At 40.1% G+C, this 25590-nt stretch carries 21 protein-coding genes; 8 read left to right on the top strand and 13 right to left on the bottom strand.

Annotation, left to right across the window (positions count from 1 at the left end; all coding sequences use genetic code 11):
- The 7 genes from R0123_RS00905 to R0123_RS00875 all read left to right on the top strand — a co-directional run bounded on the left by R0123_RS00905 (nucleotide 1) and on the right by R0123_RS00875 (nucleotide 8398).
- Nucleotides 1-1350 (top strand): restriction endonuclease subunit S, encoded by a 1350-nt coding sequence (locus R0123_RS00905; RefSeq protein ID WP_323842766.1) that lies wholly within the window; start codon nucleotides 1-3, stop codon nucleotides 1348-1350.
- Between the two features lie 67 nt (nucleotides 1351-1417).
- A complete protein-coding gene (locus R0123_RS00900; protein WP_323842765.1) occupies nucleotides 1418-2611 on the top strand; it encodes a hypothetical protein in 1194 nt (397 codons plus the stop codon).
- A gap of 118 nt (nucleotides 2612-2729) precedes the next feature.
- Complete coding sequence (locus R0123_RS00895; RefSeq protein ID WP_323842764.1) at nucleotides 2730-3668, top strand: Abi family protein; 939 nt, start codon at nucleotides 2730-2732, stop codon at nucleotides 3666-3668.
- 103 nt (nucleotides 3669-3771) lie between these two features.
- Nucleotides 3772-6930 carry a type I restriction endonuclease subunit R gene (locus R0123_RS00890; RefSeq protein ID WP_416381687.1) on the top strand — a complete coding sequence of 1053 codons (3159 nt, stop codon included), beginning with the start codon at nucleotides 3772-3774 and terminating at the stop codon, nucleotides 6928-6930.
- A gap of 128 nt (nucleotides 6931-7058) precedes the next feature.
- The gene (locus R0123_RS00885; RefSeq protein ID WP_323842762.1) at nucleotides 7059-7928 is read left to right on the top strand and encodes a LysR family transcriptional regulator; all 870 of its coding nucleotides are present in this window, start codon (nucleotides 7059-7061) and stop codon (nucleotides 7926-7928) included.
- 41 nt (nucleotides 7929-7969) lie between these two features.
- Complete coding sequence (locus tag R0123_RS00880; RefSeq protein WP_323842761.1) at nucleotides 7970-8119, top strand: hypothetical protein; 150 nt, start codon at nucleotides 7970-7972, stop codon at nucleotides 8117-8119.
- 30 nt (nucleotides 8120-8149) lie between these two features.
- A complete protein-coding gene (locus R0123_RS00875) occupies nucleotides 8150-8398 on the top strand; it encodes a hypothetical protein (RefSeq protein ID WP_323842760.1) in 249 nt (82 codons plus the stop codon).
- 169 nt (nucleotides 8399-8567) lie between these two features.
- On the opposite strand, the gene R0123_RS00870 is transcribed toward R0123_RS00875, so the two are convergent.
- Nucleotides 8568-9890 (bottom strand): Na+/H+ antiporter family protein, encoded by a 1323-nt coding sequence (locus tag R0123_RS00870; protein ID WP_323842759.1) that lies wholly within the window; start codon nucleotides 9888-9890, stop codon nucleotides 8568-8570.
- Nucleotides 9891-10221: 331 nt separating this feature from the next.
- On the opposite strand from R0123_RS00870, the gene lon reads away from it, so the two are divergent.
- Nucleotides 10222-12645, top strand: coding sequence for an endopeptidase La (gene lon, locus R0123_RS00865; protein ID WP_323842758.1), 2424 nt, complete (start codon nucleotides 10222-10224; stop codon nucleotides 12643-12645).
- A 70-nt stretch (nucleotides 12646-12715) separates the two neighbouring features.
- On the opposite strand, the gene R0123_RS00860 is transcribed toward lon, so the two are convergent.
- From R0123_RS00860 to pyrH, 12 genes are all read right to left on the bottom strand, one after another.
- Nucleotides 12716-12841 (bottom strand): methionine/alanine import family NSS transporter small subunit, encoded by a 126-nt coding sequence (locus tag R0123_RS00860; RefSeq protein WP_323841387.1) that lies wholly within the window; start codon nucleotides 12839-12841, stop codon nucleotides 12716-12718.
- Complete coding sequence (locus R0123_RS00855) at nucleotides 12834-14342, bottom strand: sodium-dependent transporter (protein ID WP_323841386.1); 1509 nt, start codon at nucleotides 14340-14342, stop codon at nucleotides 12834-12836. The genes R0123_RS00860 and R0123_RS00855 overlap by 8 nt, the downstream gene beginning before the upstream one ends.
- Nucleotides 14343-14558: 216 nt before the next feature.
- Complete coding sequence (gene lpxA, locus R0123_RS00850) at nucleotides 14559-15332, bottom strand: acyl-ACP--UDP-N-acetylglucosamine O-acyltransferase (RefSeq protein WP_323841385.1); 774 nt, start codon at nucleotides 15330-15332, stop codon at nucleotides 14559-14561.
- 92 nt (nucleotides 15333-15424) lie between these two features.
- Complete coding sequence (fabZ, locus tag R0123_RS00845; RefSeq protein WP_323841384.1) at nucleotides 15425-15949, bottom strand: 3-hydroxyacyl-ACP dehydratase FabZ; 525 nt, start codon at nucleotides 15947-15949, stop codon at nucleotides 15425-15427.
- Nucleotides 15950-15990: 41 nt separating this feature from the next.
- The gene (gene lpxD / locus R0123_RS00840) at nucleotides 15991-17007 is read right to left on the bottom strand and encodes a UDP-3-O-(3-hydroxymyristoyl)glucosamine N-acyltransferase (RefSeq protein WP_323843223.1); all 1017 of its coding nucleotides are present in this window, start codon (nucleotides 17005-17007) and stop codon (nucleotides 15991-15993) included.
- Nucleotides 17007-19427 carry an outer membrane protein assembly factor BamA gene (bamA, locus tag R0123_RS00835; RefSeq protein WP_323842757.1) on the bottom strand — a complete coding sequence of 807 codons (2421 nt, stop codon included), beginning with the start codon at nucleotides 19425-19427 and terminating at the stop codon, nucleotides 17007-17009. Before bamA ends, lpxD begins: the two co-directional genes overlap by 1 nt.
- 215 nt (nucleotides 19428-19642) lie before the next feature.
- On the bottom strand, nucleotides 19643-21007 hold the full coding sequence (gene rseP / locus R0123_RS00830; RefSeq protein WP_323842756.1) for an RIP metalloprotease RseP: 1365 nt from the start codon (nucleotides 21005-21007) through the stop codon (nucleotides 19643-19645).
- Nucleotides 21004-22284 (bottom strand): 1-deoxy-D-xylulose-5-phosphate reductoisomerase, encoded by a 1281-nt coding sequence (gene dxr, locus R0123_RS00825; protein WP_323841592.1) that lies wholly within the window; start codon nucleotides 22282-22284, stop codon nucleotides 21004-21006. Before dxr ends, rseP begins: the two co-directional genes overlap by 4 nt.
- A 28-nt stretch (nucleotides 22285-22312) precedes the next feature.
- Nucleotides 22313-23167, bottom strand: coding sequence for a phosphatidate cytidylyltransferase (locus R0123_RS00820; protein ID WP_323842755.1), 855 nt, complete (start codon nucleotides 23165-23167; stop codon nucleotides 22313-22315).
- Nucleotides 23152-23934 (bottom strand): polyprenyl diphosphate synthase, encoded by a 783-nt coding sequence (uppS, locus tag R0123_RS00815; RefSeq protein WP_323842754.1) that lies wholly within the window; start codon nucleotides 23932-23934, stop codon nucleotides 23152-23154. Before uppS ends, R0123_RS00820 begins: the two co-directional genes overlap by 16 nt.
- Nucleotides 23935-24060: 126 nt before the next feature.
- Nucleotides 24061-24615 (bottom strand): ribosome recycling factor, encoded by a 555-nt coding sequence (gene frr, locus R0123_RS00810; RefSeq protein WP_323842753.1) that lies wholly within the window; start codon nucleotides 24613-24615, stop codon nucleotides 24061-24063.
- Nucleotides 24616-24707: 92 nt separating this feature from the next.
- On the bottom strand, nucleotides 24708-25433 hold the full coding sequence (gene pyrH, locus R0123_RS00805) for a UMP kinase (RefSeq protein WP_323841377.1): 726 nt from the start codon (nucleotides 25431-25433) through the stop codon (nucleotides 24708-24710).
- Between the last annotated feature and the right edge of the window lie 157 nt (nucleotides 25434-25590).

Raw genomic sequence — 25590 nt, 5'->3', positions numbered from 1 at the left:
ATGAGTGATACACAAACTAGATTAGATGAAATTGCGGAATTAAATCCAACCCGAGCATTGAAAAAAGGAAAAATAACTTCTTTTGTTGAAATGGCTTCGCTACCAACAAATGCACGAGACATTGAGAATATCGCACAAAAAGAATTTTCAGGCAGTGGAAGTAAATTCAAAAATGGAGATATTTTATTTGCCCGAATTACACCCTGCTTGGAAAATGGAAAAACAGCCAAAGTAGCAGGACTTCAACACAATGAAATTGCTCACGGTTCAACTGAATTTATCGTTCTTTCAGCCAAAGAACCTGAGTTTGACGAAGATTATTTGTATTATTTTTGTCGCTTACCAGCATTTAGAAACTATGCAAAATCAAGAATGGAAGGTACATCTGGCAGACAGCGTGTTTCTTGGCAAGCATTAGCAGAATTTGAATTTGATTTTCCTGATAAAAATATTAGAAAAAAAGTTTCCGATATTTTGAAATCATTTGACGACAAAATCCAACTCAACACCCAAACCAACCAAACCCTAGAAGCCATTGCTCAGGCGATTTTTAAAAGTTGGTTTGTGGATTTTGACCCTGTACGAGCCAAAGCCCAAGCCCTAAGCGAAGGCAAAAGTGAGCGAGAAGCGAATTTATCGGCAATGGCAGTCATTTCAGGCAAAGCGATTGAAGACCTAAGCCAAACCGAATACCAACAACTATGGGAAATCGCCGATGCGTTTCCAAGTGAGTTTGGAGATGAAGGATTGCCTATTGGTTGGAAATTCAATCAAGCAGACAATCTATTTGAAGTTGGTATTGGAAAAACTCCACCAAGAAAAGAGACTGAATGGTTTTCTAATAATGCAAATGACATAGAATGGATTTCTATTAAAGATATGGGAAATCAAGGAATGTTTATCACGGAAAGTAGCGAATACTTAAAAGTTGAAGCCGTAGATAAATTTAATGTTAAGAGAATTCCTGAAAATACTGTAATTTTGAGTTTTAAATTAACCGTTGGTAGAGTTTCAATCACAACAAAAGAAACAACTACCAATGAAGCTATTGCTCATTTTAAAATTCCTAGCCCATCAAAACTCAGCTCAGAATTTTTATATTGTTATTTGAAAAATTTTGATTTTAATAATCTAGGAAGTACGTCATCAATCGCAACAGCAGTCAATTCAAAAATGATAAAAGAGATGGAAATTTTAGAACCATCAGACCTAGTTTTTAAGCACTTTAATGAATATATTGAAGGTATTTTTAATAAACTAAGAGAGAACATTATTCAGAATAATAACTTAGCTAAAATCAGAGATGAGTTATTGCCTAAATTATTAAGTGGAGAAATGGATTTTGTGTAATTTTGACAATATCAAACACATCATAAAAGGCAAGCCTATTTGCTTTGTTAGATTATTAGATGTAGAGATGGAAAATTATTCCTTAAAGGATATTTTTTCATTTACCATCAGAAAATCTCAAAGTGAGGTTTTCAAAAAATCATCTTTAGTTCTAATACAATCTAACGATTGCCTATGGCTTGCACTTGTAAAAAGCAAACAGCCAGTCAGTTCTATTGACACCAGAATAGTATTACATCATCTGAAGAAAACAAAATGGAAAAATACCGATATTCTTAAAGAAAATTTGGAGAAAAATTATATAACCAAGCTAGAAAATTATACTCAGAATGACTATGTAAAACTATCTCAAAAGCTAAGTGAACATCTATTGAGAATTTTTGCAGATGATTATTTTGAATTCTTGGAAAATTATATAATTCCCAATAAAGAAATAAATAATAGCATAATGCAGGCTGATGCTATAAACCTAGCTATTTCTATATCAGGAATGGATAATAGAAATATAACAAGCATTGAAATTAATGATACAAAAGAAACTGAAATCAGTAGTTTTTCTTATTTGTTAGAAGATAATGTCATCAATTATGAATTCAATGAAGATAGAGAAGAATTGGTGAAAAGTTGTTACCCTACTGGAAAAATCACATTTGAAAACAGTAATGAAAAATTAACCATTTACACAGCAAACAAATTGCCGCTGGAAAGAGTTTTAGGGGTAGACCTTATTTATATTAATGATACTCATAAAAACATCGTAATGCTTCAATATAAAATTTTAAAAAAAGAAAGTAACAAATGGATTTATAGATTTGACCAACAGCTTTATGATGAAATTGAGCGAATGGATAGCGTAGTAAACACAATTAACAACTCACCATCTTCAAATATTGATGACTTTAGATTAAATAATCACCCATTTTTTCTTAGGTTTATTAAAAATCAATCATCAAATGGAAATATAATATCTTTTAATATTTCTCTAGAACATTTTAAAATGATTAAAGACTTACCTATTTGTCGTGGAAAAAGAGGTGGTGGACTACTTTCCTATGAAAATATAAATAAACATTATATTGGAAAGCAAGAATTGGAGGCTCTTATTCGCTGTGGTTATATTGGTACTCATCAATATGATACAAAATCGCTATCTGAAATCATTGAGCTAATATCAAATAACCTAAATAATCATTCTTTGGTCATCGCTTTTAAAGAGAAATTACAAAACACCCTAGATACAGCGGAGAACCCACAGTGCTAAACATCAACGAAAACATCATCGAACAATCCGCCATTGCCACATTAAACCCAAAAGAGATTGAGTTATAAATAAAAGACATGCAAATTTAGCAATACCCAAAATAAGGATTTAATTTTTTATGCTTACACCGATAAAATCGTGGAAAACTTTTGAAGAACAAGCCGATATCTTAAAACAAAGAGGTTTATTATTTGCCAATCGAGCACGCCTAGAAAACTATTTAAGCCGTATTGGCTATTATCGATTCAGTGGCTACCTGCACCCATTTCGTCAATGGGACAGCCACAACAATTTATTGCTTGATACATTTATGCCAAACAGCCATTTTGAAGATGTTTTATCCTTGTATCTGTTTGATAAAAAGTTACGCTTATTGGCTCTTGATGCCCTAGAACGCATTGAAACCGCCATAAAAGTGGATATTGCTCATTTATTGGGCGAAAAAGACCCGCTTGCTCATCGAGATTCACAATATTTTGATGGTCAATTCATCAAAAATAACAATTATCAAAAATGGCTAGAATATACCGATGAATTGGTTCAAAGAGCCAAAAATAAAAGCACGCCCTTTGTTTTGCACAATCAAAACAAATATGGCGATTTACCAATTTGGGTGGTGTGTAATTTGTGGGATTTTGGGGCAATGTCAAAAGTTTATTCAGGCTTGACACGCAAAGATAGAGATAAAATATCCCAAAAATACGGTTTAAATAATGGCAAAGAATTTGCAAAATGGCTAAAAAGTTTAAATGAAATACGCAATATTTGTGCCCACCACGACCGCCTATGGAACAGTCGTATCACCATAAAATCATCAAAAATAAAAGAATCTTTTTGGGATAAATTAGATAACAGCCGACCATTTTTCTATTTTTGTGTAATGCAAAAAATATTAAAAGTATTATGCCCTAAATCCCAATGGGGACAAAGATTTTTGTCATTAATAGGCGAATTTCCAAAACATCACAGCTCAAAAATTAATTTAAAGGTTTTTGGTCTGATTGATGATTATAAAAATTGGAATTTGTGGCAACCAAGCCAAGATTTAGACAAATAAAAACCGCACTGTGTCAAATGACAGGGAGTGCGGTTGTATCAAGTGCTATTATAACAATGCAAACTTGCATAGTCAAGACTATCGGAGCAAAAAAATGCTAGGCATCAACGAAAACACCATTGAACAATCCGCCATTGCCATAATGCAATCTTTGGGCTGGGATTATACCTACGGCAAAACCATTCTTTTGGGCTGCCAAAATGAATGGCGAGAGCGGACAGGCGAGGTGATTTTAAAGCCCTTGTTGGCAGCCGCCATTGCAAAATTAAACCCCAATTTGCCTGCTGCCGAGGTGGAAAATGTGGTGGCGATGGTCTGCCGTAGTGAGAGTGGCGACCTTGCCGAGCGTAACCGCCAAGCTTATGAATGGCTAAGAAATGGTGTACCGTATCGTTATCAGGCACAAGGCGAGCAAAAATTTGACGTGGTGCGTTTGGTGGATTTTGGGGTGCCAGCCCACAATGATTTTCGCATTGTCAATCAGCTTGACATTCAAGGCAAAAAGGGCAAGCGTATTCCTGATGTGATTGGCTTTGTCAATGGTTTGCCCCTTGTGGTCTTTGAGCTCAAAAATCCACTTAAAGAAAATGCCGATATTGGTAAAGCGTACGCCCAACTGCAAACCTACAAAGAAGAAATTGCCGAGCTGTTTGTATTTAATCAGGCACTTGTGATTTCAGATGGCATTGTGGCTCGCATTGGTTCGCTGACGGCTGATTTTGAGCGTTTTACCCCTTGGCGTGTGGTGGATGAGAAAAACAAAAGCCAACGAATTGTGTTTGAAAATGAGTTAGAAGGCTTGTTACAAGGTTTGATGACGCCCAAAAATCTTTTGGATTATGTGCAAAATTTTGTGGTGTTTGAACGAGACAACAAAAACCGCACCATCAAGAAAATTGCCCAATATCATCAGTTTTATGGCGTCAATGAAGCGGTGGAATGTACCCTACTTGCCAGCAGTCACACAGGCAGCCGCAAAGTGGGCGTGTTTTGGCATACGCAAGGGTCGGGTAAATCGCTTTCAATGCTGTTTTATGCAGGCAAAGTGTTGAGCCAAGCTGCCTTAAAAAATCCGACTTTGGTTTTGGTTACCGACCGTAACGATTTGGACGGTCAGCTTTATGCCACTTTTTGTAGTGGGCAAGATTTACTAAAACAAACGCCCATTCAGGCCAACGGACGAGATGAACTTCGCTCTGCTCTTGCCAGTCGTTCGGCTGGGGGTGTGATTTTTACCACCATTCAAAAATTTGGCTTAATGGAAGATGAGCTTGCCCACCCCATTTTGAACGAGCGGCAAAACATCATTGTCATTACCGATGAAGCCCACCGTTCGCAATATGGTTTTAGCCAAAAAATCAACGACAAAGGACAATATCGAGAGGGCTACGCCAAGCATTTACGCAGTGCCCTGCCCAATGCGTCCTTTATTGGTTTTACAGGCACGCCAATCGCCCTTGATGACAAAGACACCCAAGAAGTGTTTGGTAAATATGTGTCTATTTACGATTTTGAAGATGCGGTGAAAGATGGAGCAACCGTGCCGATTATCTATGAGCCACGCCAAATCAGCTTGGGCGAAAGTCATGATTTTGATAAGGTGGTCAAAGAAGCTGGGGCCCTGCTTGATGACAATGAACAAAATCCGACTTTTCGTTTGCGTGAAAAATTGCACGGTGTTGAAAGCCGTTTACAAAAAATGGCGGAAGACATCATTGCCCATTATGATGAGCGTACCAAACAGCAAGACGGCAAGGCGATGGTCGTGGTGATGAGCCGTGCCATTTGTGTGAAATTGTACGAAAAAATCATTGCACTTCGCCCCGATTGGCATTCTGACGATGTGTTGCAAGGAGTGATAAAAATCGTGATGACAAGCGTAGCCTGCGACCCTGCCGAATGGCAAAAACACAATCAGGACAAAAAAACGCTAGAAAAACGCTTTAAAGACCCAGACGACCTCCTAAAAATCGTCATCGTGCGAGATATGTGGCTTACAGGGTTTGATGCCCCTTGTTGTAACACGATGTACATTGACAAGCCGATGAGCGGGCATAATTTGATGCAGGCGATTGCTCGGGTAAATCGGGTGTTCCGTAACAAAAGCACGGACAATGGCGGCTTGATTGTGGATTATGTGGGCTTGACCGATGAGCTTGAAAAAGCGATGAAGCAATACACCAACGCTTGTGGCAAAGAAAAACCTGTACGCAATATTGAGACGGTTTTGGAAAAAATGCTTGAATATGTCAGCATTATTCGGGGGCAATTTGCCACACCTGTGGATGGACAAACGGTTGATATTGGCAAAATTTTGCAAATTAGCGAACCTGCTAAACTGCTGAATGCGATTTTGACCTCTGCCAACCATATTTTAGCCCTAGACCGTGTCAATCCTGATGACAGTAAAAACAAAAAGGACAAAAACCCACGCAAAAATGCTTTTTTGCAAGCGGTACGGTTTGCCAAAAAAGGCTATGCCCTTTGCGGGGCATTAAAAGCGGTTGAACCTTACAAACAGGAACTGGCTTTTTATGATGCGGTGCGTGCCACCATTATCAAAAACAGTGATACGCCCCGCAATGCGTCAGGCGAAAATGACCGCTTATTACAACTGGCAACCTTAATGAATCAAGCAGTAAAATCTGACGGCGTGGTTGATTTGTTTACACTGCTTCACAAAGAACGCCCAAACATTAATCTACTTTCTGATGAATTTTTGGAAACGGTAAAAAACAGCCCAACCAAAGATTTATGGATTGGTGCGATGGAGCGTTATCTGGCGTCCGAGTTGCGCACACAAAGCGGGGCAAATCTTGCCACCAAAAAAGAGTTTGAGCAACGACTCAAAGAAGCAATGAACCAATACCACAACCACAATTTATCCGTGTTGGAAATTTTGGAAGAACTCATCACGCTTGCCAAAGAGTTTGACGCTCGCCAAAAACGAGGGGAAGAGCTGGGATTAAGTCCTGCTGAAATGGCGTTTTATGATGCACTGGCTCGCAACGAAAGTGCGGTGCGAGAAATGGGTGGTGCAACTCTTTTGAAATTGGCACGAGAAATCACCGAAAAACTGCGTAAATCGGTAACGATTGATTGGCAATACAAAGACTCGGTGCGTGCCAAAATGCGAACGCTGATTCGTATTACTCTACGCACCTATAAATATCCGCCTGATTTACAGAATGAAGCGATTGAATTTGTACTCAAGCAGGCACAGGAGATTGCAGAGGATTTAGTGGCAAAAGAAACGATTTGATGCTTGATTTGTAGTAAGTGAGCCATTTTAAATAGTGATTGGTGATGCAAATATGGGGGTGGTTGGTGTTATTTTCAGGATAAATTAAAATCTGCTAAAATAACCCAAATGTTTAAACAGTCAAACCAATGAATCTCAACACCCTGCATCTATTTGTCGCCATTGTCCAAACAGGCTCGCTTTCCAAGGCGTCCAAACGCACGGGCGTACCGATTGCCACCATCAGCCGTCAAATCAGTGAGCTTGAAAAATCTTTGCAAATTCAACTGTTTGACCGCCAAAAATCAGGCGTCAAACCCACAATGGCAGGGCAAAAACTGTATGACGAAGTGCATTTGTCTATTGACAATTTATTAAATGCCAAACAAGTGCTTCTTGACGATGAGCAAAATTTAAAAGGCGTGTTACGCATTTCAGCACCGCCTGCTTTTGAGCCTTCGCTTTGGTGGATTGGCAAATTTCAACAGCAATTTGCCCACATTCACATTCATTGTACGCTGACCGAACGCTATTTGGACTTGGCAAATGATGGTATTGATGTGGCGTTTCGCATTGGCGACTTGCACGGCGATGATTTTATTGCCAAAAAAGTATTGACGCTTGGCACCAAGTGGGTGGCAAGTCCTGATTTATTGGCACGACTTGGCACACCAAAAACCATATCCGATTTGGCAAATTATCCCATTGCCAGTTGGGCAAAAAATGGCGAAAGCGAAATGGTCATTCAAATGAACAAAGCAAAAATTGCCTTGCCGATAGCATTTGCCAGCAATGACAGCCATGCGGTGGAATATATGATTGTGCAAGGCTTATATATCGGACAAATGTCTGCTGTTACCGCTGATGAATGGATAGCCAAAAAGCGTTTGGTGGAGATTTTGCCCCAATTTGATGCCCCTACTTTTGAAGTATTTATGTTATACGCTGCTCATTGTTATCGCTCTGCCATTGTCAAAGCCTTTGTGGAATTTGTATTGAAAAATCCTTATCAAAAATAATCAATATGCAATCATCAATAGACTCCCTGCAAAACTAATCTATGCTAAAATACCCCAATGAACTACGGATCTCCACACACTTATCTGATGAAAAGTTTAACGCTTGGTTTAAACGCTTGATTGATGTTGAACAGACTGTCTTTCATGAAATGCCTGCCTGTTTAGAGCAGGCACAAGCTACTGTACACTAAAAGGTGGTAGAAAACTTAAATAAAATTGGTATGCTCAATCTGTTAATAGCAACCTTGCAGTATTTTAAGGAATATCGCATCTATGAGCAAATTGCTACTGATTTTGGCATACTGATAAGTATACCCATCAAAGCCACCAACAAACATTCACTTGTGCAAGAATCCAAAGATTATAACACCTTGCTATTTAAGACACAAATTAAAATAGAACACATCCTTGCCAAATTTAAAGTATTTAACCTACCGAAAGTTATTAACAAGGTTTCTTCTTGGGGTTAAATTGGTTTTTGGTGGGGTTAGGTAATTTTGCAAGATGTCCATTTAAAGCTAACTTTTTTGATTTCTTGTTTTTGGTTTCAATTAAGACCTTCATCACCATTGCTATCACCACCAGCTACAACCAAATCATACAACCAATCCAAGTTTTTTGCCATGTAAGCATTCAAGCTTACAGCACCATCGCCGCAATCCAACCAAAAATAACCAACGGAATATTATAATGAATAAAAGTTGGAATGACAGAGTCTTTGATATGATCATGCTGACCGTCAATATCCAAACCCATTGTCGGACCCAAAGTTGAGTCCGATGCAGGTGAGCCAGCATCGCCCAACACGCCAGAGGTGGCAACAAGTGCAATGGTGGCAGGCACGCTAAAATCAAGTGCCACGCACATTGGCACATAAATCGCTGCCAAAATTGGTACCGTTGAAAAAGATGAACCAATACCAAGTGTTACAATAAGTCCAATCATGAGCATGACAAATGCTGCCACACCTTTACTTCCACCAAATATTTCCATCGCCATAGAGACGAGCATATCAATTTGCCCTGTCGCCTTCATCACTTCAGCAAAACCCTGAGCACTGATCATGATAAAACCAATCATGGCCATCATTTTAATGCCGTCATTAAACACACCATCTGCCTCATGCCAACTGACCACACCCGATACAATAAATATCAAAAACCCTACCATTGAACCCATCAGCAAAGAATCTGTATAAAAATGCACGATGAATGCCGCCACAATTGCCGATAAAACCACAACCAAACGATAGGCAGGTGATTTATCGGTATGATTATCCTGTGCATGATTGGTTTGGATTGATAGATTTTGATATACTCTAGGCTTACGGTAGCTGACAAAAACCGCCATCAAAACCCCAAACAACATTCCTGCCGCAGGAATTGCCATAACCTGCATGATGGATACACCCGATGTATTCATACCTGCATCATTGATATTTTTTAAAATAATTTGATTTAAAAAAATATCACCAAAACCATAAGGAATGAACATATAAGTATTGACCAAGCCAAAAGTGATGATACACGCCACCAATCGTCTATCAACTTGCAAGCGATTAAATAACAGCAATAAAGATGGGATAATCAGGGGAATAAATCCGATATGAATAGGGATCAAATTTTGGCTTAACATTGCCATCACCAAAATCAAAGCAAACAGTGTCCACTTTATCGCACCGCTTGCTTGTGCTTGGTTTAGGCGTGCCGTCATTGCATCTACCAGTAGCTTAGGCACGCCAGAATGAGCAATCGCCATCGCAAATGCACCCAAAATCGCATAAGATAAAGCAATCTGTGCTCCATTACTCAGACCATGATGAAAAGCCGTCAGTGTATCAGCAATAGACAGACCTGCCATCAAACCACCGATAACAGCACCAATAATAAGGCTTAACACCACATGAACACGGGCCAGCGATAGCCCAACCATAATGACAACCGCAATTAATACTGCATTCATAAATCTCTCAAAAGTTATAAAAAAATTTGCGTCATTATAAATGATTTTTTAATCAAAATTTAACTTAAAAAAACATTTAAAATCAATAAACTATAAAATAAATCAATTTAAACCAATGCCATAAATCAACAATAGCAGCAAAATATCATCAAGCAAATAAAAAAGAAATACAAATTTTTTAATTATTTTTAATAAAAGAGTAAAGACAGGCAATCTGGCATCACTCTTATTTGCTAATGATTTTGCATAAAAATCACCCATAAGACTTGCATTTTTTTAAAGTACCACCATAAACCATTCACACAAAAAATAACTTAAAAAGGAGTACTTCATGACCACTGAAGCCCTAGATGATTTTGACAATTTTACCACCCTACCACTACTTGCCGTGCGTGATGTCGTAGTATATCCACATATGCAAATTGCACTATTTGTGGGGCGTGAGCAGTCAATCGCCGCCATTAAAAATGCTCAAGATAATTTTAATGAAAAAATTTTAGTTGTCTCACAAAAAGATTCACTGTCAGAAGATATTGAAATTAGCAACCTGTACGATTATGGCACGGTTTGTCGCATCATCAGCACCATGCCACATGACAACGATGATAACTGCCTCAAAGTTTTGATTGAAGGTCTGTATCGTGCCAAAATTGACACAATTGATGATGCACTGATTGCCACTTCTCAAAAATCACCAATCACCAATCCTCTATCAGCCGATGAAAGCAAAGCTCACCAGACAGTACTGCTAGAATTCTTCGCTGATTATGCCGAAACTTCTCTTAGAAATGCTCGTGAAATCATTCGTGTTGCCAATCGTATCGATGATTTACTTGAACTGATTTATTTTATTGCAACACGAGTATCAATAAAATTAGAAGACAAACAAAATATTCTAGAAAATGATGACATCATGGCATATTATACAGCCCTGACAGAATTTTTTACTCACAATAAAGCAGAACGCAGTATTGAAAATGAACTACAAGACGCTGTACGCAAACAAATGGAGAGTAATCAAAGAGAATACTTTTTAAACGAAAAAATGAAAGCAATCAAATCAGAACTTTCTGATTTGAACGACGGTGCAGACGAAGAAGATGGCGAACTTGAAAAACGCCTAAAAGAGGCAAACCTACCTAAAGAGGTGCGCAAAAAAGCTGAAAATGAGTTTAAAAAACTCAAACAAATGCCATCAAATTCATCAGAAGCATCGGTTGTGCGTGGCTATGTTGAATGGATTTTGGACACACCTTGGAATAAGGCAAGCAAAGTATCAATTGATCTAAATAAGGCAAAAAGCACACTAGACAAAGACCATTACGGTTTAGATGATATTAAAGACCGTATCCTAGAATACTTGGCGGTACAGTCTCGAGTTAAAAAAATGCGTGGCCCCGTTCTTTGTTTGGTAGGACCCCCAGGTGTCGGCAAAACTTCATTGGGTGAATCAATTGCCAAAGCCACAGGGCGTAAGTTTGTGCGTATGGCATTAGGTGGTGTGCGTGATGAAGCAGAGATTCGTGGACATCGTCGCACTTATATTGGTGCCATGCCTGGTAAAATTGTACAAAGCCTCGCCAAAGTAGAAGTAAAAAATCCGCTGTTTTTGCTTGATGAAATTGATAAGATGGCACAAGATTTTCGTGGTGATCCAGCCAGTGCATTACTTGAGGTGCTTGACCCATCACAAAACAATGGGTTTAATGACCATTATCTTGATCTAGACTTAGATTTATCGGAAGTCATGTTTATCTGTACTGCAAACAGCATGAACATTCCGCCTGCACTCTTAGATCGTATGGAAGTCATCAGATTACCTGGCTACACCGAAGATGAAAAGTTATCAATTGCTCAAAATTATCTTGTGCCAAAAGCACTTGAACAAAATGGCTTAAACAAAGATGAGCTAAACATCACCGATGAAGCAATCACAAGTATTATCCGACACTATACGCGTGAAGCAGGTGTGCGTAACTTAGAGCGTGAGATTAATAAAATCAGCCGTAAAGCAGTACGCTCACAAGTTGAAACTTATGGCATCAAGCCTAAAAAAAGCACGGTCATTAAACCCATTAATATAGCCGATAAAAATATTGCAGACTTTTTGGGGGTGAAGCCATTTGACTACGGTCTTGCTGAAAAAGAACCAGAAATTGGTCGTATCACAGGTTTGGCATGGACTTCGGTTGGTGGCGAACTACTCACCATCGAGACCGCCACCATGTCTGGCAAAGGAGAGCTTATCTTTACAGGCTCTCTTGGTGATGTCATGAAGGAATCTATTCGTGCAGCAATGAGTGTGGTGCGAGCTAGTGGTGAGCGTTTTGGCATATCCTACGATAAAATCAAAGAAACAGACATTCATGTACATATGCCAGAAGGTGCAACACCAAAAGATGGCCCATCTGCTGGTATTGCCTTAACCACCGCCTTGGTCTCAGCATTCACAGGCATTGCCATTCGCTCTGACATTGCTATGACAGGTGAGGTAACCTTGCGTGGTAAGGTATTACGCATTGGTGGGCTAAAAGAAAAACTACTCGCTGCACATCGTGGAGGCATTCGGCACGTCTTAATACCAAAGTCCAACGAACGAGACTTAACCGAAATTCCTGATAATGTTAAAGAAGGGCTAAAAATCCAGTCTGTTGAAACCATTGAGGAAGTCTTGCAGGCCGCTTTAACTGCACCACTGATGCCATTACAGCCTGCACCAAAAATATTAGCAGATGAACAAGGACTTAGAAACTAAAACCAAAACTAAAACCCAACCAACAAAAAAACAAGACCCAATCTTAGGTCTTGTTTTTTTGTATTGTTAATCAGTCGTTAGACACTTGATCTATATCAATGTCAGGATTTTTAATCAAATGAATGGAAGATAAAATCAATCCACCCCAAATGGCAATCAATGCCACCACCATAATAATCAATGCAGTACTATTCATGATAATCTCTCTTTTGTTCATTATGCAGGACATGACCTTGAACTTTGGTTAAAATCATCGCTCCAATGGCAAATACAGCCACTACACCCCAGCCAAATACCAATTGTGTGATGAAATCATAGCCACCATAACCCTCGCTCAGTAGCGATTTTAGACTAAGTACCAATGCTACGATCAGCGAAATTGGTGTAACTACTGTCAAAACAAATGACCAACCTGCACCAACTTTAAAACTCGAAATGCCATTAATATGAGCAATCAGTTTGTCAAGCAAACCACGATGTAGCCAAGTTACCCAAATAATTGATAAAATTGCACCAAACACAACACCAATATTATTGGCAAAGTGGTCAATGATATCCACAAAAGTAATTGCAGTTTTGGTTGAAAATAAAGCAACAGAAATCAATGCCGAGAAACCGCCAATGATAGAAACTGCTTTTTTATGCGACCAACCAAATTTATCTTCAAAGGCAGATATTGGCACTTGAATAATACTTGCCATTGAGGTCAATCCTGCTATAAACAATGATGCAAAAAATAATACCCCAATAATCGTGCCAGCATCACCCATACTTGATATAATTTTAGGAAATGCCACAAATGCAAGGCCGATACCGCCAGAGACTACTTCTGACACTGGCTTACCAGAGGCGACCGCCATAAAGCCTAATACCGAAAAAATACCAATGCCCGCTAAAATCTCAAATGATGAATTAGCAAAGCCCACCACCAAGCCTGAACCTGTCAAATTGGCATTTTTCTTTAAGTATGAAGAGTAAGTTACCATGATGCCAAAGCCGATTGACATTGAGAAGAAGACATGACCATAAGCAGCCAGCCATACTTTTGGATTAAGCATTGCTTCCCAATTTGGCGTAAAAAAGGTGTCTAAGCCTTCTGCTGCTCCAGGTAGGCGTACCGCTTGGATAACCATCACAACAAACATTACCACAAGTAGTGGAATGAATATCCTGTTGGCAAGCTCAATACCTTTGCGAATGCCGCCATACATGATGAACAGCACAATCGCCCAAACCAAAATAATGCCCCAAAATAAGCTTGGTACAAAAGTAAAATCTAATCCTGTGCCATTTTGTAGATAATGGTTAAAGAAGAAGGCTTCTGTATCCTCACCCCATGCCTGACTGAATGCGTACAGCGTGTACTGCCCCGACCAGCTAAGCACTGAGGCGTAGTAGACACCAATCACCGTACAAACAAGTACTTGCCACCAGCCCACGCCCTCGGCTGATTTAATCATACGACGATAGGCCGTTGGTGGTGCACCACGGTATTTTTGACCTACAGCATAATCCAAAAACAACAGCGGAAAACCTGCTGTTATCAAAGCGATTAAATACGGAATGAAAAAAGCCCCTCCGCCATTTTCATAGGATACATAAGGGAAACGCCAGATATTCCCCAAACCGACTGCCGAACCAATTGCGGCCAAAATAAAGCCAGAGCGTGCTGACCAACTTTCTCGTTGTGCAGACATAAACTCTCCTTAACTGTTTTATTATTCATCATTGACAACCATTGATGCCAAACGATACCACTTTTATGAAAAAACAAAATTGCACACGGTTAAAACCTTGCAATAATGTTACTAGCATAGTTTGATTTATTACACAAAGAATGTCAAGAAAATAAAAATAAACAAACACATAACACGGAGTTATGGGTTTGTTTGATAAGGTATATAAGTAGTTAATTAACGAACCAAGCCACGCTGGCTGTTTTTTACAGAATCAATCAATAGTTGAATTTTTGGTTCGTTAGGTAGTAATTTTTCAAGCTCTATCAACGCTTCATTACGAAGTAGCCCCAAGCGAAATATCACACGATAAGCTTCATCAAGCATTTTAATGGTCTGTGGCGACCAGCCTTTGCGACGCATTCCTTCCTTATTGACACCATGCGTTTTGGCAGGATTGCCCGAAACCATCGTAAAAGCTGCCACATCTTTAACAATCAGACTTGCCCCACCAATCATGCTGTAATCATCAATGCGACAAAACTGATGAATGCCTGACTGACCGCCAATGATGACATGATTGCCAATATGGCCATGCCCTGCCACACCAACATTATTTGCAAGAACATTATAATCACCCAACACACAATCATGTGCAATGTGCGTATTGACCATCAATAGGTTGTGATTACCAATCTTTGTCAAACCATTATCTTGTACTGTACCACGATGAATTGTACACGATTCACGAATGCGGTTATGATCACCAATTTGCAAATAAGTGGGTTCATTTGCATATTTTAAGTCCTGTGGATTTTCACCAACACTGGCAAATTGATAAATCTCATTATACTGGCCAATTGTGGTATTTTCGCCAACAATCACATGGCTTTTTAGTACAGTATACGCACCGATTTTGCTATTTTTACCAATAATGCAATAGGGGCCGATAATCGCGGATTCATCAATGATGGCGGATTCATCAATGATGGCGGTTGGGTGAATCTTCATATTTATCCCAGACTTAGGCAGCCTTCGCAGCCTCAAACAACTACTAAAAACAAAATTCTACTATTTAAATGCTTATTGCAATCTCAATTAACTCATAAGTCCGTCATTTTTTGACGAGCGATCATAATCTCGGCACTACAAGCCAGCTCACCATCAACATGGGCTGTACACTCAAATTTATAAATATCACGCACACTGCGAGTAGCCTTTGAGCGAATCACAAGCGTATCTCCTGTACTCACCAGCTTTTTAAAGCGTACTTTATCCACTCCAGCAAACAGATATAAATAGCCACTTTCAGAAGTCTGACCTGCACTAATAAACCCTAAAATGCCAGACAATTGTGCCATTGCTTCAACCATCAAGACACCTGGCATGACAGGATTATCAGGAAAATGCCCATTAAATAATTCTTCATTAATCGTGATATTTTTATAGCCTGTGATCCATTGATTTGGCGAACAGGCAGTCACACGGTCAATCAGCATGAATGGGTAGCGGTGCGGTAGATAATGTTTAATTTGATCGTATTTTAGTGGCAATCTTACGCCACGCTTGGCCAAAATGTCCAAATCCTCTTGGGTAAGTAGCTCGGTATCAATGGTGGTATTGGTCATGAACTGTCCTTAAAAATGATGGTCTGATACATTTAAACTATTTATTTTTCACCAGATTGGCGAAATTTTACTGCTGCTCGTCGCCAGTCTGCTGATGGCATGGCAGTTGTCCCTGATGAATAACTACCCGATTTTTTAATATGGTTTGTTACCATTGTCATGGCGGTAATGGTTACATGATCGGCAATGACAAGATGCCCTGCAATACCCGCCATGCCACCAATGACACAATTTTTTCCAATATGAGTGCTCCCTGCAATACCAACCTTAGCCGCTATCGCTGTGCCAGCACCAACATGAACATTATGGGCAATCTGCACCAAATTATCAATAATAACATGACTACCAACGATTGTATCCCCTACCGCTCCACGGTCAATACAAACATTGCTGCCAATTCGCACATCATCACCAATGACAACTCGCCCAAGCTGAGCAATACGCTGCCATGTTAAGCCATCTTTGGTTGAGTTGGGAGCAAAACCAAAGCCCTCTGAACCGATGGTACTATTAGCATGAATGCGTACTTTATCACCAAGTTTGCTATGATGAGCAATGGTTACATGATGGTCTATATAACAATCATCACCAATCATCACACCATCTTCAATCACAACACCTTGCCCAATGATACAGCCTGAACCAATGTGTGCATTTTTGCCAATGCTGGTGTATGCACCGACAGATACGCCAGCACCAATCGTAGCAGATGGGTGAATGATGGCAGATGGGTGAATGTCATGCTTTATTGATGAATGAGCAAACAACACACTGACAGACGCATAGGCCAAATAAGCATCTTTGACAATGATGGCAAGCATACCTATTGGGACACGCTCAGCAAATCGCTCGCTCACAATCACCACACTTGCCGATGTCTTGGTCAAGTCATCGGCATATTTTGGCGATGCTAAAAATGCCAAAGCGTCACCACTGGCATCTGACAAATCCGCCACATGATTGACGGATTTGTGTAAAACAGACTTATCAAATACCGCCTTGTTTAGTACAGGCTGTATCTTTTCAATCTCATCTATTAAATGAGCAATCTTTATCATCAAAACACACTGCCAATTTGGAATTGGAATTTTTCGGTTTGATCCGTAGGTTTGCTATTGATTGGCTTGGCATAGCTAAGAGACAACGGACCGATTGGCGTATACCATGTCGCACCAACACCCATAGAATAACGAAGCTCTTTATCTTGCTCTAATAATGGGTATTTGGTAGGTGCACCCTGAGTACCAGTCAATGCGTTTAGGTCAACCGATTCTTTATCAGCACCAGTGGTGTCGAAAACCTGACCACCCTCAAAGAAAACAACAGGACGAATCTGATCACTCCAATCACCTTTAAATGGCATTGGTAAAATCAACTCTGCCCCAAAAGTGGTCAGTACATTACCGCCAACATTCTCACCAAGGCCAGACCGTTTATTATCTTTGGCCAATGCATAGCTTTGTGAACGAGGGCCTAGAGTTGATGGATTATAACCACGCACCGAACCATAACCACCTGCGTAGAAATTCTCATAAAATGGTAGATTGTTGCCATAGCCTAGTCGTGTATAGCCACGAATGATGCTCTTTTTCCAAAATGGCACATAGATATTGCCCGTATAAACCGCCTTTTGATAGCCTCTCTTACCAAAGCCCAAGGTCAAGTCCACATCATGACTCATGCCTTTGGTTGGGAACACAGGCTTATCTATACTAGAATAGCTCCAACCAAGTGTCGCACCATAAGTGACATAGTTATGACTAAACACCGTATTATTTTTATAAAAATTCACTTTGCCGCCATCTTTAAGCAACTGCCTAACATTGCTGACTGCCATACCCGCCCCTCCTTGCACTTCTGTGTTATCCACATTAATGCCAGCACTTAATCGCTGATTTTCATCAATAGGATAACCATAGCGTAAAGCGGCTCCGTACGCATTTAGTATGTAACCGTTGATATTTTTGGCATCATATTTGGTCTTACGATAATACGCATTGAAACTTTGAGATACGCCATTTTGAGTAAAGTAAGGATCAACTAAGCCCAAACTATACACATCTCGGGTTTCTGAACGAGAAAACGAAGCATTCACACGGTTGCCTGTGCCCATAAAGTTTGACTGAGACAACTCGAACTGAAAGGTTAAGCCACCTGATCTGCTGTAACCTGCAGCAATGGTTGATGAGCCTGATGGCTGTTCTTCAACAGTATAGTTCACATCAACTTGGTCTGGTGAGTTTGGCACAGGAACGACTTGCACTCGGACATCTTTAAAAAATCCTGTACGCATCAAGCGAATACGAGACAGGTAAATTTTCTTATTAGACGCCAATGCTCCTTCTAGCTGACGCATCTCACGGCGTAGCACCTCATCTTTGGTTTTAACATTACCGCCAAAATTAATACGACGCACATACACAGGACGCACAGGGTCAATATAATAATCAATATTCACCTTGCGTGTTTCATCATCAATGCGTGTTACTGGGCGAATTTGTGCATAATAATAGCCATCATCGCCAAATTTTTCGCTGATGCTGGCAGTAACAGCTTCTAGTTTGCTTTGTGAATAGCCATCGCCCTCTTTAAAGGTAACCAACTCATTTAATTCATCAATCCCATAAGTGATATCACCCATGAATTGAATTTTGCCAAAACTGTATCTTTGACCTTCAGTCAGAGCAATTTCCACAAAGACTTTATTTTTTTCTTCATCAATAGACAGGTTTGAACTATCCACCGCAAAGCGTACAAAGCCCTCATTGAGATACAAAGCACGCAAAGATTCTAAACTTGCATTTAATTTTTCTTGGCTATAACGATTGGCTTTAGATAGCGGATTAAGCACTCTGTCTTTAATCGCCAGCTTATCTTTAATGTCATCATCACTAAAATATTGATTACCAATAATATTGATATCAACAACACGAGCCGCCTTACCTTCAATAAACTCAATGTCTAATTTAACACGGTTGCCATCAAGTTTGGTCTGCTTAACTTGAATGTCAATATTATAATAACCTTGCAAGATGTATTGGTTTTTAAGCTCATTTTCAATGATGGTAACGGTTGATTGTTTTAAAACATTACCCACCGAAAGACCTGTATTTTTTAGACCCTCTTCAAGTCCTGCTTTTGGAATGAGTTTATTACCCACAAAATTAAGTTCAGCAATTACTGGGCGTTCGGTTACATGAAATACCACACGGTCACCATTGACATCAGCCTGTACATCAGCAAAGTGCTCTGTTGCATACAAAGCACGAATGCTGTCAGCAAGTGTCTCATCAGTTACCGTTTGACCGACACGGATTGGTATGCTTTGTTGTAAACTGTCTATGGTTACACGCTCAATGCCATCAAAAATAATGTCATTGGCAATAAAGGTTTTGGCATACGCAGGCACTGTCATCGCCATGATGATTGCTGTCGTCATTGAAGTGGTTACAAAACCTGAAAGTTTAGGCATACGCATAAAATCATTCCACGATTAAAAAAATAAAATACAACATTGATACTCAGATTTTACATTTTTAAATGCGTTCAAATCATTTAAAAATAACAAAAGTCCAAATCAATGTTAGGATAATGGTGCTAAATTAAGCCAAAAATGTCATTTTGGCAAGCCCTAAAAGAGATTTATTCACACTTTTTTAGCATTTTTTATCAAATACATACCGTTAGGCACCTTCAACCAAACAAGCGTATGATATCATTACTGATAGCAAGCACCATGAAACATAAAAGCAAGATAAATCCCAAATGAAATCCAACCACTTGCACTTTTTGGCTCATAGGCTTGCCACGAATCAATTCATAAGTATAAAACACCAAATGACCGCCATCAAGCACAGGAATCGGTAAAAGGTTCATGGCCGCCAATGACAAGCTGATGATCGCTGCGGTTGATAGTACCTGTTGCCAACCAATCTCAAAACTCGCCTTAGATACCTCAGCAATCGTAATCGGACCTGAAATATTTTCAATACCAATCAATCCTGTTACCATCTTGCCGATGCCATCAATCGTCATTTTGGTAAAGTCGTAAGTCTTAATAAAAGATTTTTCCAATGCTTGGGCTGGTGTGTGCTCAATCACCATACGATAGTCACTAGGCACAGTATCATATCCATCATAATCAACCTTGACGCCAATTTGCCCTATCGTTTCTCCATGCAGCTTTACGCCTTTTGGCATCAGTTCAATCTTCATCGGCTTGCCATCTCGGATAATGTCAAAAGACAGCATTTTCTCAGGACTGCCACGAATGATGGGTATGGCAGTTGTCCAGCTATCAATTTTTTTGCCATCAATAGCAACCACCTTATCTCCGACCTGCAATCCCATCAAGGCCGCCGCACCATCTGGCACAATTTCTACCAGCACAGGTTCAATCATGGGCTGATATGGCAAAGCCCCAAAACTTAAAATCGCATCTTGGCTTTTTTGCTCGCCTTGCATGAATGTCGTGATGGATACGGTTTTTTGGAAAATTTTACCGCCTTGCTCGGTCGTGATGCTAAGGTCGGCTGTTTCGCCCATACGACCTGCAAGTGCATAATTAATATCTTCCCAAGTATCGACAGTTTTGTCATCAATGGCAGTGATTTTTTCACCAATCACCAAAGATTGTGCCGCTGGTGTGCCATCAACAATTTGGCCAATTCGTGTATTTAATCGCTCAGATGGCTGCATGAATAGCACAAAAAACAAAACAATGGCGATGATGAAATTCATTAAAGGTCCTGCTGCGACAATGGCAATTTTCTTTAATGGGTGCTGATTGTTAAATGCCAACTGACGCTCAGCATCAGCTACCGCACCTTCTGTTTCATCAAGCATCTTGACATAACCGCCCAAAGGAATGGCAGAAATACGATATTCAATGCCTGATTTTTTGCTGATCCAACCAAACAGCTTAGGCCCAAAGCCAATTGAATAGGTCAAAACCTTAACGCCACACAAGCGTGCAACAATATAGTGCCCCCATTCATGCAAGGCAATCAGTGGTCCAAGCACACACACCGCTGCCAAAAACATCCATATTGCTGTCATTTACTCACGCTCATTTTCATGCCATTAGCCATTTCATTGACCATCTTGATGGCCAAGGTTCGCACCTTTTTATCCATCGCTAAAATCTCTACCAAAGTCGCAAATTCATCATCAAAATATACGCTCAATTCATCATCATTAAGACAAAATTTGACAACTTTTGCAATATCTGTCAAGCAAATTTGCTCATTTAAAAAAGCTGCAACCGCCACTTCATTAGCTGCATTGAGTGTAATGCAAGCACCTACGCCACGCTTAGCGGCAAATCGTGCCAGTTCTAGCGGTTCAAATTTATCCAAATCTGGCCTGATGAAATGAAGGTTGGATAGCTCATACAAATCAAGCGGCTTGGCATTTGTGTTAATACGCTCAGGATAGGCAAGTGCGTGTGCAATTGGTATTTTCATATCAGGGCTACCAAGTTGTGCCAAAAATGAACCGTCCACATATTCAACCAAAGAATGCACCACGCTATTAGGATGTATGACAATCTTGATACGATTTTCTGGCAGATTGAATAAATGGCACGCCTCAATAAGTTCAAGTCCTTTATTCATCATTGTAGCACTATCAATTGATATCTTTTGCCCCATTGACCAATTTGGGTGCTTAATTGCGTCCGACACACTGGCATTGGTCATCTCATCAAAAGTTTTGTGCAAAAATCCACCACCAGAGGCTGTTAACCATAAATGCCTAATGCCATGCTCAGTATCATGAATGCTACAATTATCCATTTGCACCGACTTTGGCAAGCATTGAAAAATGGCATTATGCTCACTGTCTATCGGCAAAATCACTGCACCATATTGACGAGCTGCCGCCATGACCAAATGCCCTGCCATGACCAAAGATTCTTTATTGGCCAGCAAAATACGCTTGCCTGCTTGTGCTGCCGCTAAAGTTGATGATAATCCAGCCGCCCCAACAATTGCCGCTATAACGACATCAACTTCAGGCAAGGTGGCAATTTTCTTCAAGCCATCATCGCCTGACAACACAGTCGTTTTTAGGCCCAGTTCGGTTAATTTTTGGCAAAACTGTGTTGCATTGTGTTCTGCAACACACACAAAACTAGGCTGAAATTCTTGGCACAGCATCAATAACTTGTCAATGCGAGAAAAGCCAGATAATGCAACAATACGGTATCTATCACGATGCAGACGCACCAGTTCAAGTGTGCTATCACCAATTGATCCTGTCGCTCCAAGCACAGAAAGATTTTGCAATTTATCTGGTGAATTGGTCTTCAAATCAGACTGCGACAAAGCATTCATACCGTCATTCATATTCATCATCAAAAAATTACGACCACAAAATCCAAGCCAAGCTGGCTGCATGCCCTTTTGTCCACGACTTAGTAAATACACCCACTTCCATCAATGCCCAAAAACCCAGAGCAAATACAGGCGTTGCTGATAATAATGAATCAATACGATCAAGCACACCACCATGCCCTGGCAGAACATTGCCAGAATCTTTCATTCCTGCACGGCGTTTTAGCATGGACTCAAACAAATCACCAAGAACGCTTGCGCCCACCGTCAGAGCGGACAATGCCAAAAACCAAAATAAGGCTGCACCTGATAATTGTAAATAATAACCCACAATACCAGCAACCACGCCTGCTGTTACAAGACCACCACACAGCCCTTCTACCGATTTATTGGGCGAAACATTTGGTGCAAGTTTGGTTTTACCAACTTGGCGACCAACAAAATACGCACCACTGTCAGCACACCACACAAGCAAAAACACATACATGAGCCACCAAGGCGACATTTGCCAAAGTCCGTACATCGCCGTGATGGCAGCGGTCAAAATCACACAGCCCATGTATATCAGACGATGGCCATACCATTTTTCTTTACTGGGATATTGCTTAACCCATATCATCGCCATTACCCAAATAAGAAGCGACATCGCCCACCAAAACACCCAAGTTTGTGGCAAAAATATCGACACCGCCGTCAATGCACAAGTAGCAGCAACAAATATTAACGGATTGCCCTGCTTAGGCAAAAACTTTGTCCATTCATAAGAAGCCATCAACACGCCCACTAATAATAGCGGAATGATAAAAATTGGTGCTGAACTGGCAAATAACGCAAAGCCAACAACCAACACCAAAACGATGGCAGTTTTTATTCGTTGCCACATGATACACTCTCCGTTGGTTGCTGACTGGCAATTTGCTGGCTTGTCTTACCAAAACGGCGTTCACGATTGACAAAATTTTGTATCATTGCATCAAGTTCATCAACGCCAAACTCAGGCCACAAAGTCGTCGTAAAAAATAACTCTGCATAGGCTGCTTGCCAAAGTAAAAAGTTGGAAATGCGATAATCACCACCTGTACGAATCAACATATCTACAGGCGGATACTCCGATAATTGAATGTATTTATCAAACACGCTTTCATCAACATCATCAGCACAAATATTCCCTACTTGCACATCTTGGGCAATGGCCTTGGTAGCATTAACAATATCCCACTTGCCACCATAACTGATGGCTATCACTAAAGTCATCGCATCAAATGCTGCCGTCTTGGTTTCAGCATCGGTCATCAGCTGAACCAATTTATCTGACAAACAGGCACGCTCACCGATGAATTTTAAGCGAATGCGGTATTTATGCATTCTGGGCATCTGCTCATAAATGGTCTGAGCAAGTAAATCCATGAGTAAATCCACCTCCGCCCTAGGCCTTTCCCAATTCTCCGAAGAAAAAGCAAAGACCGTCAAGACTTCCACCTTGCAAGCCAAACAATGCTCCACAATCGGATCAAGAGCATCTTTACCTTTGATATGACCTTGACCTGCGGCAAGGTTTTGAGATTTGCCATAACGATTATTACCGTCCATGATGATGGCAATGTGTTTGGGCATAGCAACAGGCGGTATTGGGCTGGCAGTATTTGGCATAAATTTAGTCAATTAAAACAATAAAAACAAAAGACTTATACAAAATTATCTCAAAACCAAAGTCAATTTTGACAACTTGCATAAGTCTTGTTTAGCTTGATTATTATCTTTTGGTCAAAGACAATATTAAACTTCCATAAGCTCACTTTCTTTTTTGGCAAGTTGTGTATCTATGGTTTTGATGAAATCATCGGTCAGTTTTTGGATATGAGTTTCGGCACGACGCTCATCATCTTCACTCACTTCTTTATCCTTGACCAATTTTTTAATGTCGCCCAACATATCACGACGAATGTTACGCACAGATACACGCGCAGATTCTGCATCAGAGCGTGCCAATTTTTGCATATCACGGCGAGTCTCTTCAGTCAAAGCTGGCATTGGTACACGAATCACATCTGCAGTCATGGGATTTAGCCCCAAATCTGCCTCACGAATTGCCTTATCCACAGCCTGCACCATCGAACGGTCAAAGGGTTGAACCAATAGCGTACGAGAATCTTCAACATTGACGCTCGCCACTTGATTTAGTGGCATCTCAGAGCCATAGCAACTGACCATCACCCCAGACAAAATGCCAGGGTGAGCTCGCCCCGTACGCAACTTAGCAAAAGCACCTTCCAAGGCTTCTAGTGCTTTTTGCATACGACTCTCACCGTCTTTTTTAATATCATCAATCATTGTCATTCCTTAAATAATTCAAATGGTTTTAGTTGAAAAAGTTAAAAAAATATTAAATAAAATTGCTAAAAACACAAATATGTTGATATAAATCAATGAAAAACTCTCGTGCCTTCTTTTTCACCCATCACAACATTTAACAACGCATTAGGCTTATTCATGTCAAATACTTGCAACGGAACATTGTGCTCACGACACAAGGCGATGGCAGTCAAGTCCATCACACCAAGTTTTTTTTCTAACACTTCATCAAAAGTTAGGCTTTCGTATTTGACCGCATCATCATGAATGCTTGGGTCTTTATCATACACACCATCAACCTTGGTGGCTTTTAAGATCAGCCCAGCTTCAATCTCAATGCCACGCAAACAAGCGGCGGTATCGGTAGTGAAAAAAGGATTGCCTGTACCAGCAACAAAGATACACACTTCTCCATTACTTAAATGGCGAATGGCATCACGACTAGAATATGGTTCACCAATGGTTGAAATGGCAACAGCCGACATCAGACGCGTTGTAATATTACGGCGTACAAGAGCATCACGCATGGCAAGACCATTCATAACCGTAGCAAGCATACCCATTTGATCACCAGTAACACGGCCAACCAGACCCTCTTTTTGCAGGGTTGAGCCACGATACAAGTTGCCACCACCAACAACAATGCCCACCTGCACGCCCAAACCTCGTAAATGTGCAATAGAGAGGCTCATTTGGTCTAAAATAGATGCATCAATGCCCATGTCACGACCACCCGCTAGGGCTTCACCAGATAATTTTAATAAAATGCGAGAAAATTTTGGATTTTTATCAGACATAACAACCTCAAATTTGATGAATCAATCCAACTTGAAAAGTTCATAGATATTTTTATAATTCTATCACATTTTGACTACTTTTGATAATTTTATTTCCAGTCATGACTTAATTTGATTTTTTAATTTGCACTTGTTTTAAAACCTTAAACTCATTGTA

This window comes from Moraxella sp. Pampa, from assembly GCF_035181385.1.
Lineage (GTDB): Bacteria > Pseudomonadota > Gammaproteobacteria > Pseudomonadales > Moraxellaceae > Moraxella.
This window is presented reverse-complemented; position numbering and strand designations above follow the sequence as displayed.

What these genes read in the sequence shown, in the direction of transcription:
- lpxD (WP_323843223.1), bottom strand. Translation starts at nt 17,007, where the DNA reads ATGATAAAGATTGCTCATTTAATAGATGAGATTGAAAAGATACAGCCT.
- fabZ (WP_323841384.1), bottom strand. Translation starts at nt 15,949, where the DNA reads ATGACCAATACCACCATTGATACCGAGCTACTTACCCAAGAGGATTTG.
- R0123_RS00855 (WP_323841386.1), bottom strand. Translation starts at nt 14,342, where the DNA reads ATGTCTGCACAACGAGAAAGTTGGTCAGCACGCTCTGGCTTTATTTTG.
- dxr (WP_323841592.1), bottom strand. Translation starts at nt 22,284, where the DNA reads ATGAATGCTTTGTCGCAGTCTGATTTGAAGACCAATTCACCAGATAAA.
- R0123_RS00885 (WP_323842762.1), top strand. Translation starts at nt 7,059, where the DNA reads ATGAATCTCAACACCCTGCATCTATTTGTCGCCATTGTCCAAACAGGC.
- R0123_RS00880 (WP_323842761.1), top strand. Translation starts at nt 7,970, where the DNA reads ATGCTAAAATACCCCAATGAACTACGGATCTCCACACACTTATCTGAT.
- frr (WP_323842753.1), bottom strand. Translation starts at nt 24,615, where the DNA reads ATGATTGATGATATTAAAAAAGACGGTGAGAGTCGTATGCAAAAAGCA.
- lon (WP_323842758.1), top strand. Translation starts at nt 10,222, where the DNA reads ATGACCACTGAAGCCCTAGATGATTTTGACAATTTTACCACCCTACCA.
- R0123_RS00900 (WP_323842765.1), top strand. Translation starts at nt 1,418, where the DNA reads ATGGAAAATTATTCCTTAAAGGATATTTTTTCATTTACCATCAGAAAA.
- lpxA (WP_323841385.1), bottom strand. Translation starts at nt 15,332, where the DNA reads ATGAAGATTCACCCAACCGCCATCATTGATGAATCCGCCATCATTGAT.
- rseP (WP_323842756.1), bottom strand. Translation starts at nt 21,007, where the DNA reads ATGACAGCAATATGGATGTTTTTGGCAGCGGTGTGTGTGCTTGGACCA.
- R0123_RS00860 (WP_323841387.1), bottom strand. Translation starts at nt 12,841, where the DNA reads ATGAATAGTACTGCATTGATTATTATGGTGGTGGCATTGATTGCCATT.
- R0123_RS00870 (WP_323842759.1), bottom strand. Translation starts at nt 9,890, where the DNA reads ATGAATGCAGTATTAATTGCGGTTGTCATTATGGTTGGGCTATCGCTG.
- R0123_RS00875 (WP_323842760.1), top strand. Translation starts at nt 8,150, where the DNA reads ATGCTCAATCTGTTAATAGCAACCTTGCAGTATTTTAAGGAATATCGC.
- uppS (WP_323842754.1), bottom strand. Translation starts at nt 23,934, where the DNA reads ATGCCAAATACTGCCAGCCCAATACCGCCTGTTGCTATGCCCAAACAC.
- R0123_RS00895 (WP_323842764.1), top strand. Translation starts at nt 2,730, where the DNA reads ATGCTTACACCGATAAAATCGTGGAAAACTTTTGAAGAACAAGCCGAT.
- R0123_RS00820 (WP_323842755.1), bottom strand. Translation starts at nt 23,167, where the DNA reads ATGTGGCAACGAATAAAAACTGCCATCGTTTTGGTGTTGGTTGTTGGC.
- R0123_RS00905 (WP_323842766.1), top strand. Translation starts at nt 1, where the DNA reads ATGAGTGATACACAAACTAGATTAGATGAAATTGCGGAATTAAATCCA.
- bamA (WP_323842757.1), bottom strand. Translation starts at nt 19,427, where the DNA reads ATGCGTATGCCTAAACTTTCAGGTTTTGTAACCACTTCAATGACGACA.
- pyrH (WP_323841377.1), bottom strand. Translation starts at nt 25,433, where the DNA reads ATGTCTGATAAAAATCCAAAATTTTCTCGCATTTTATTAAAATTATCT.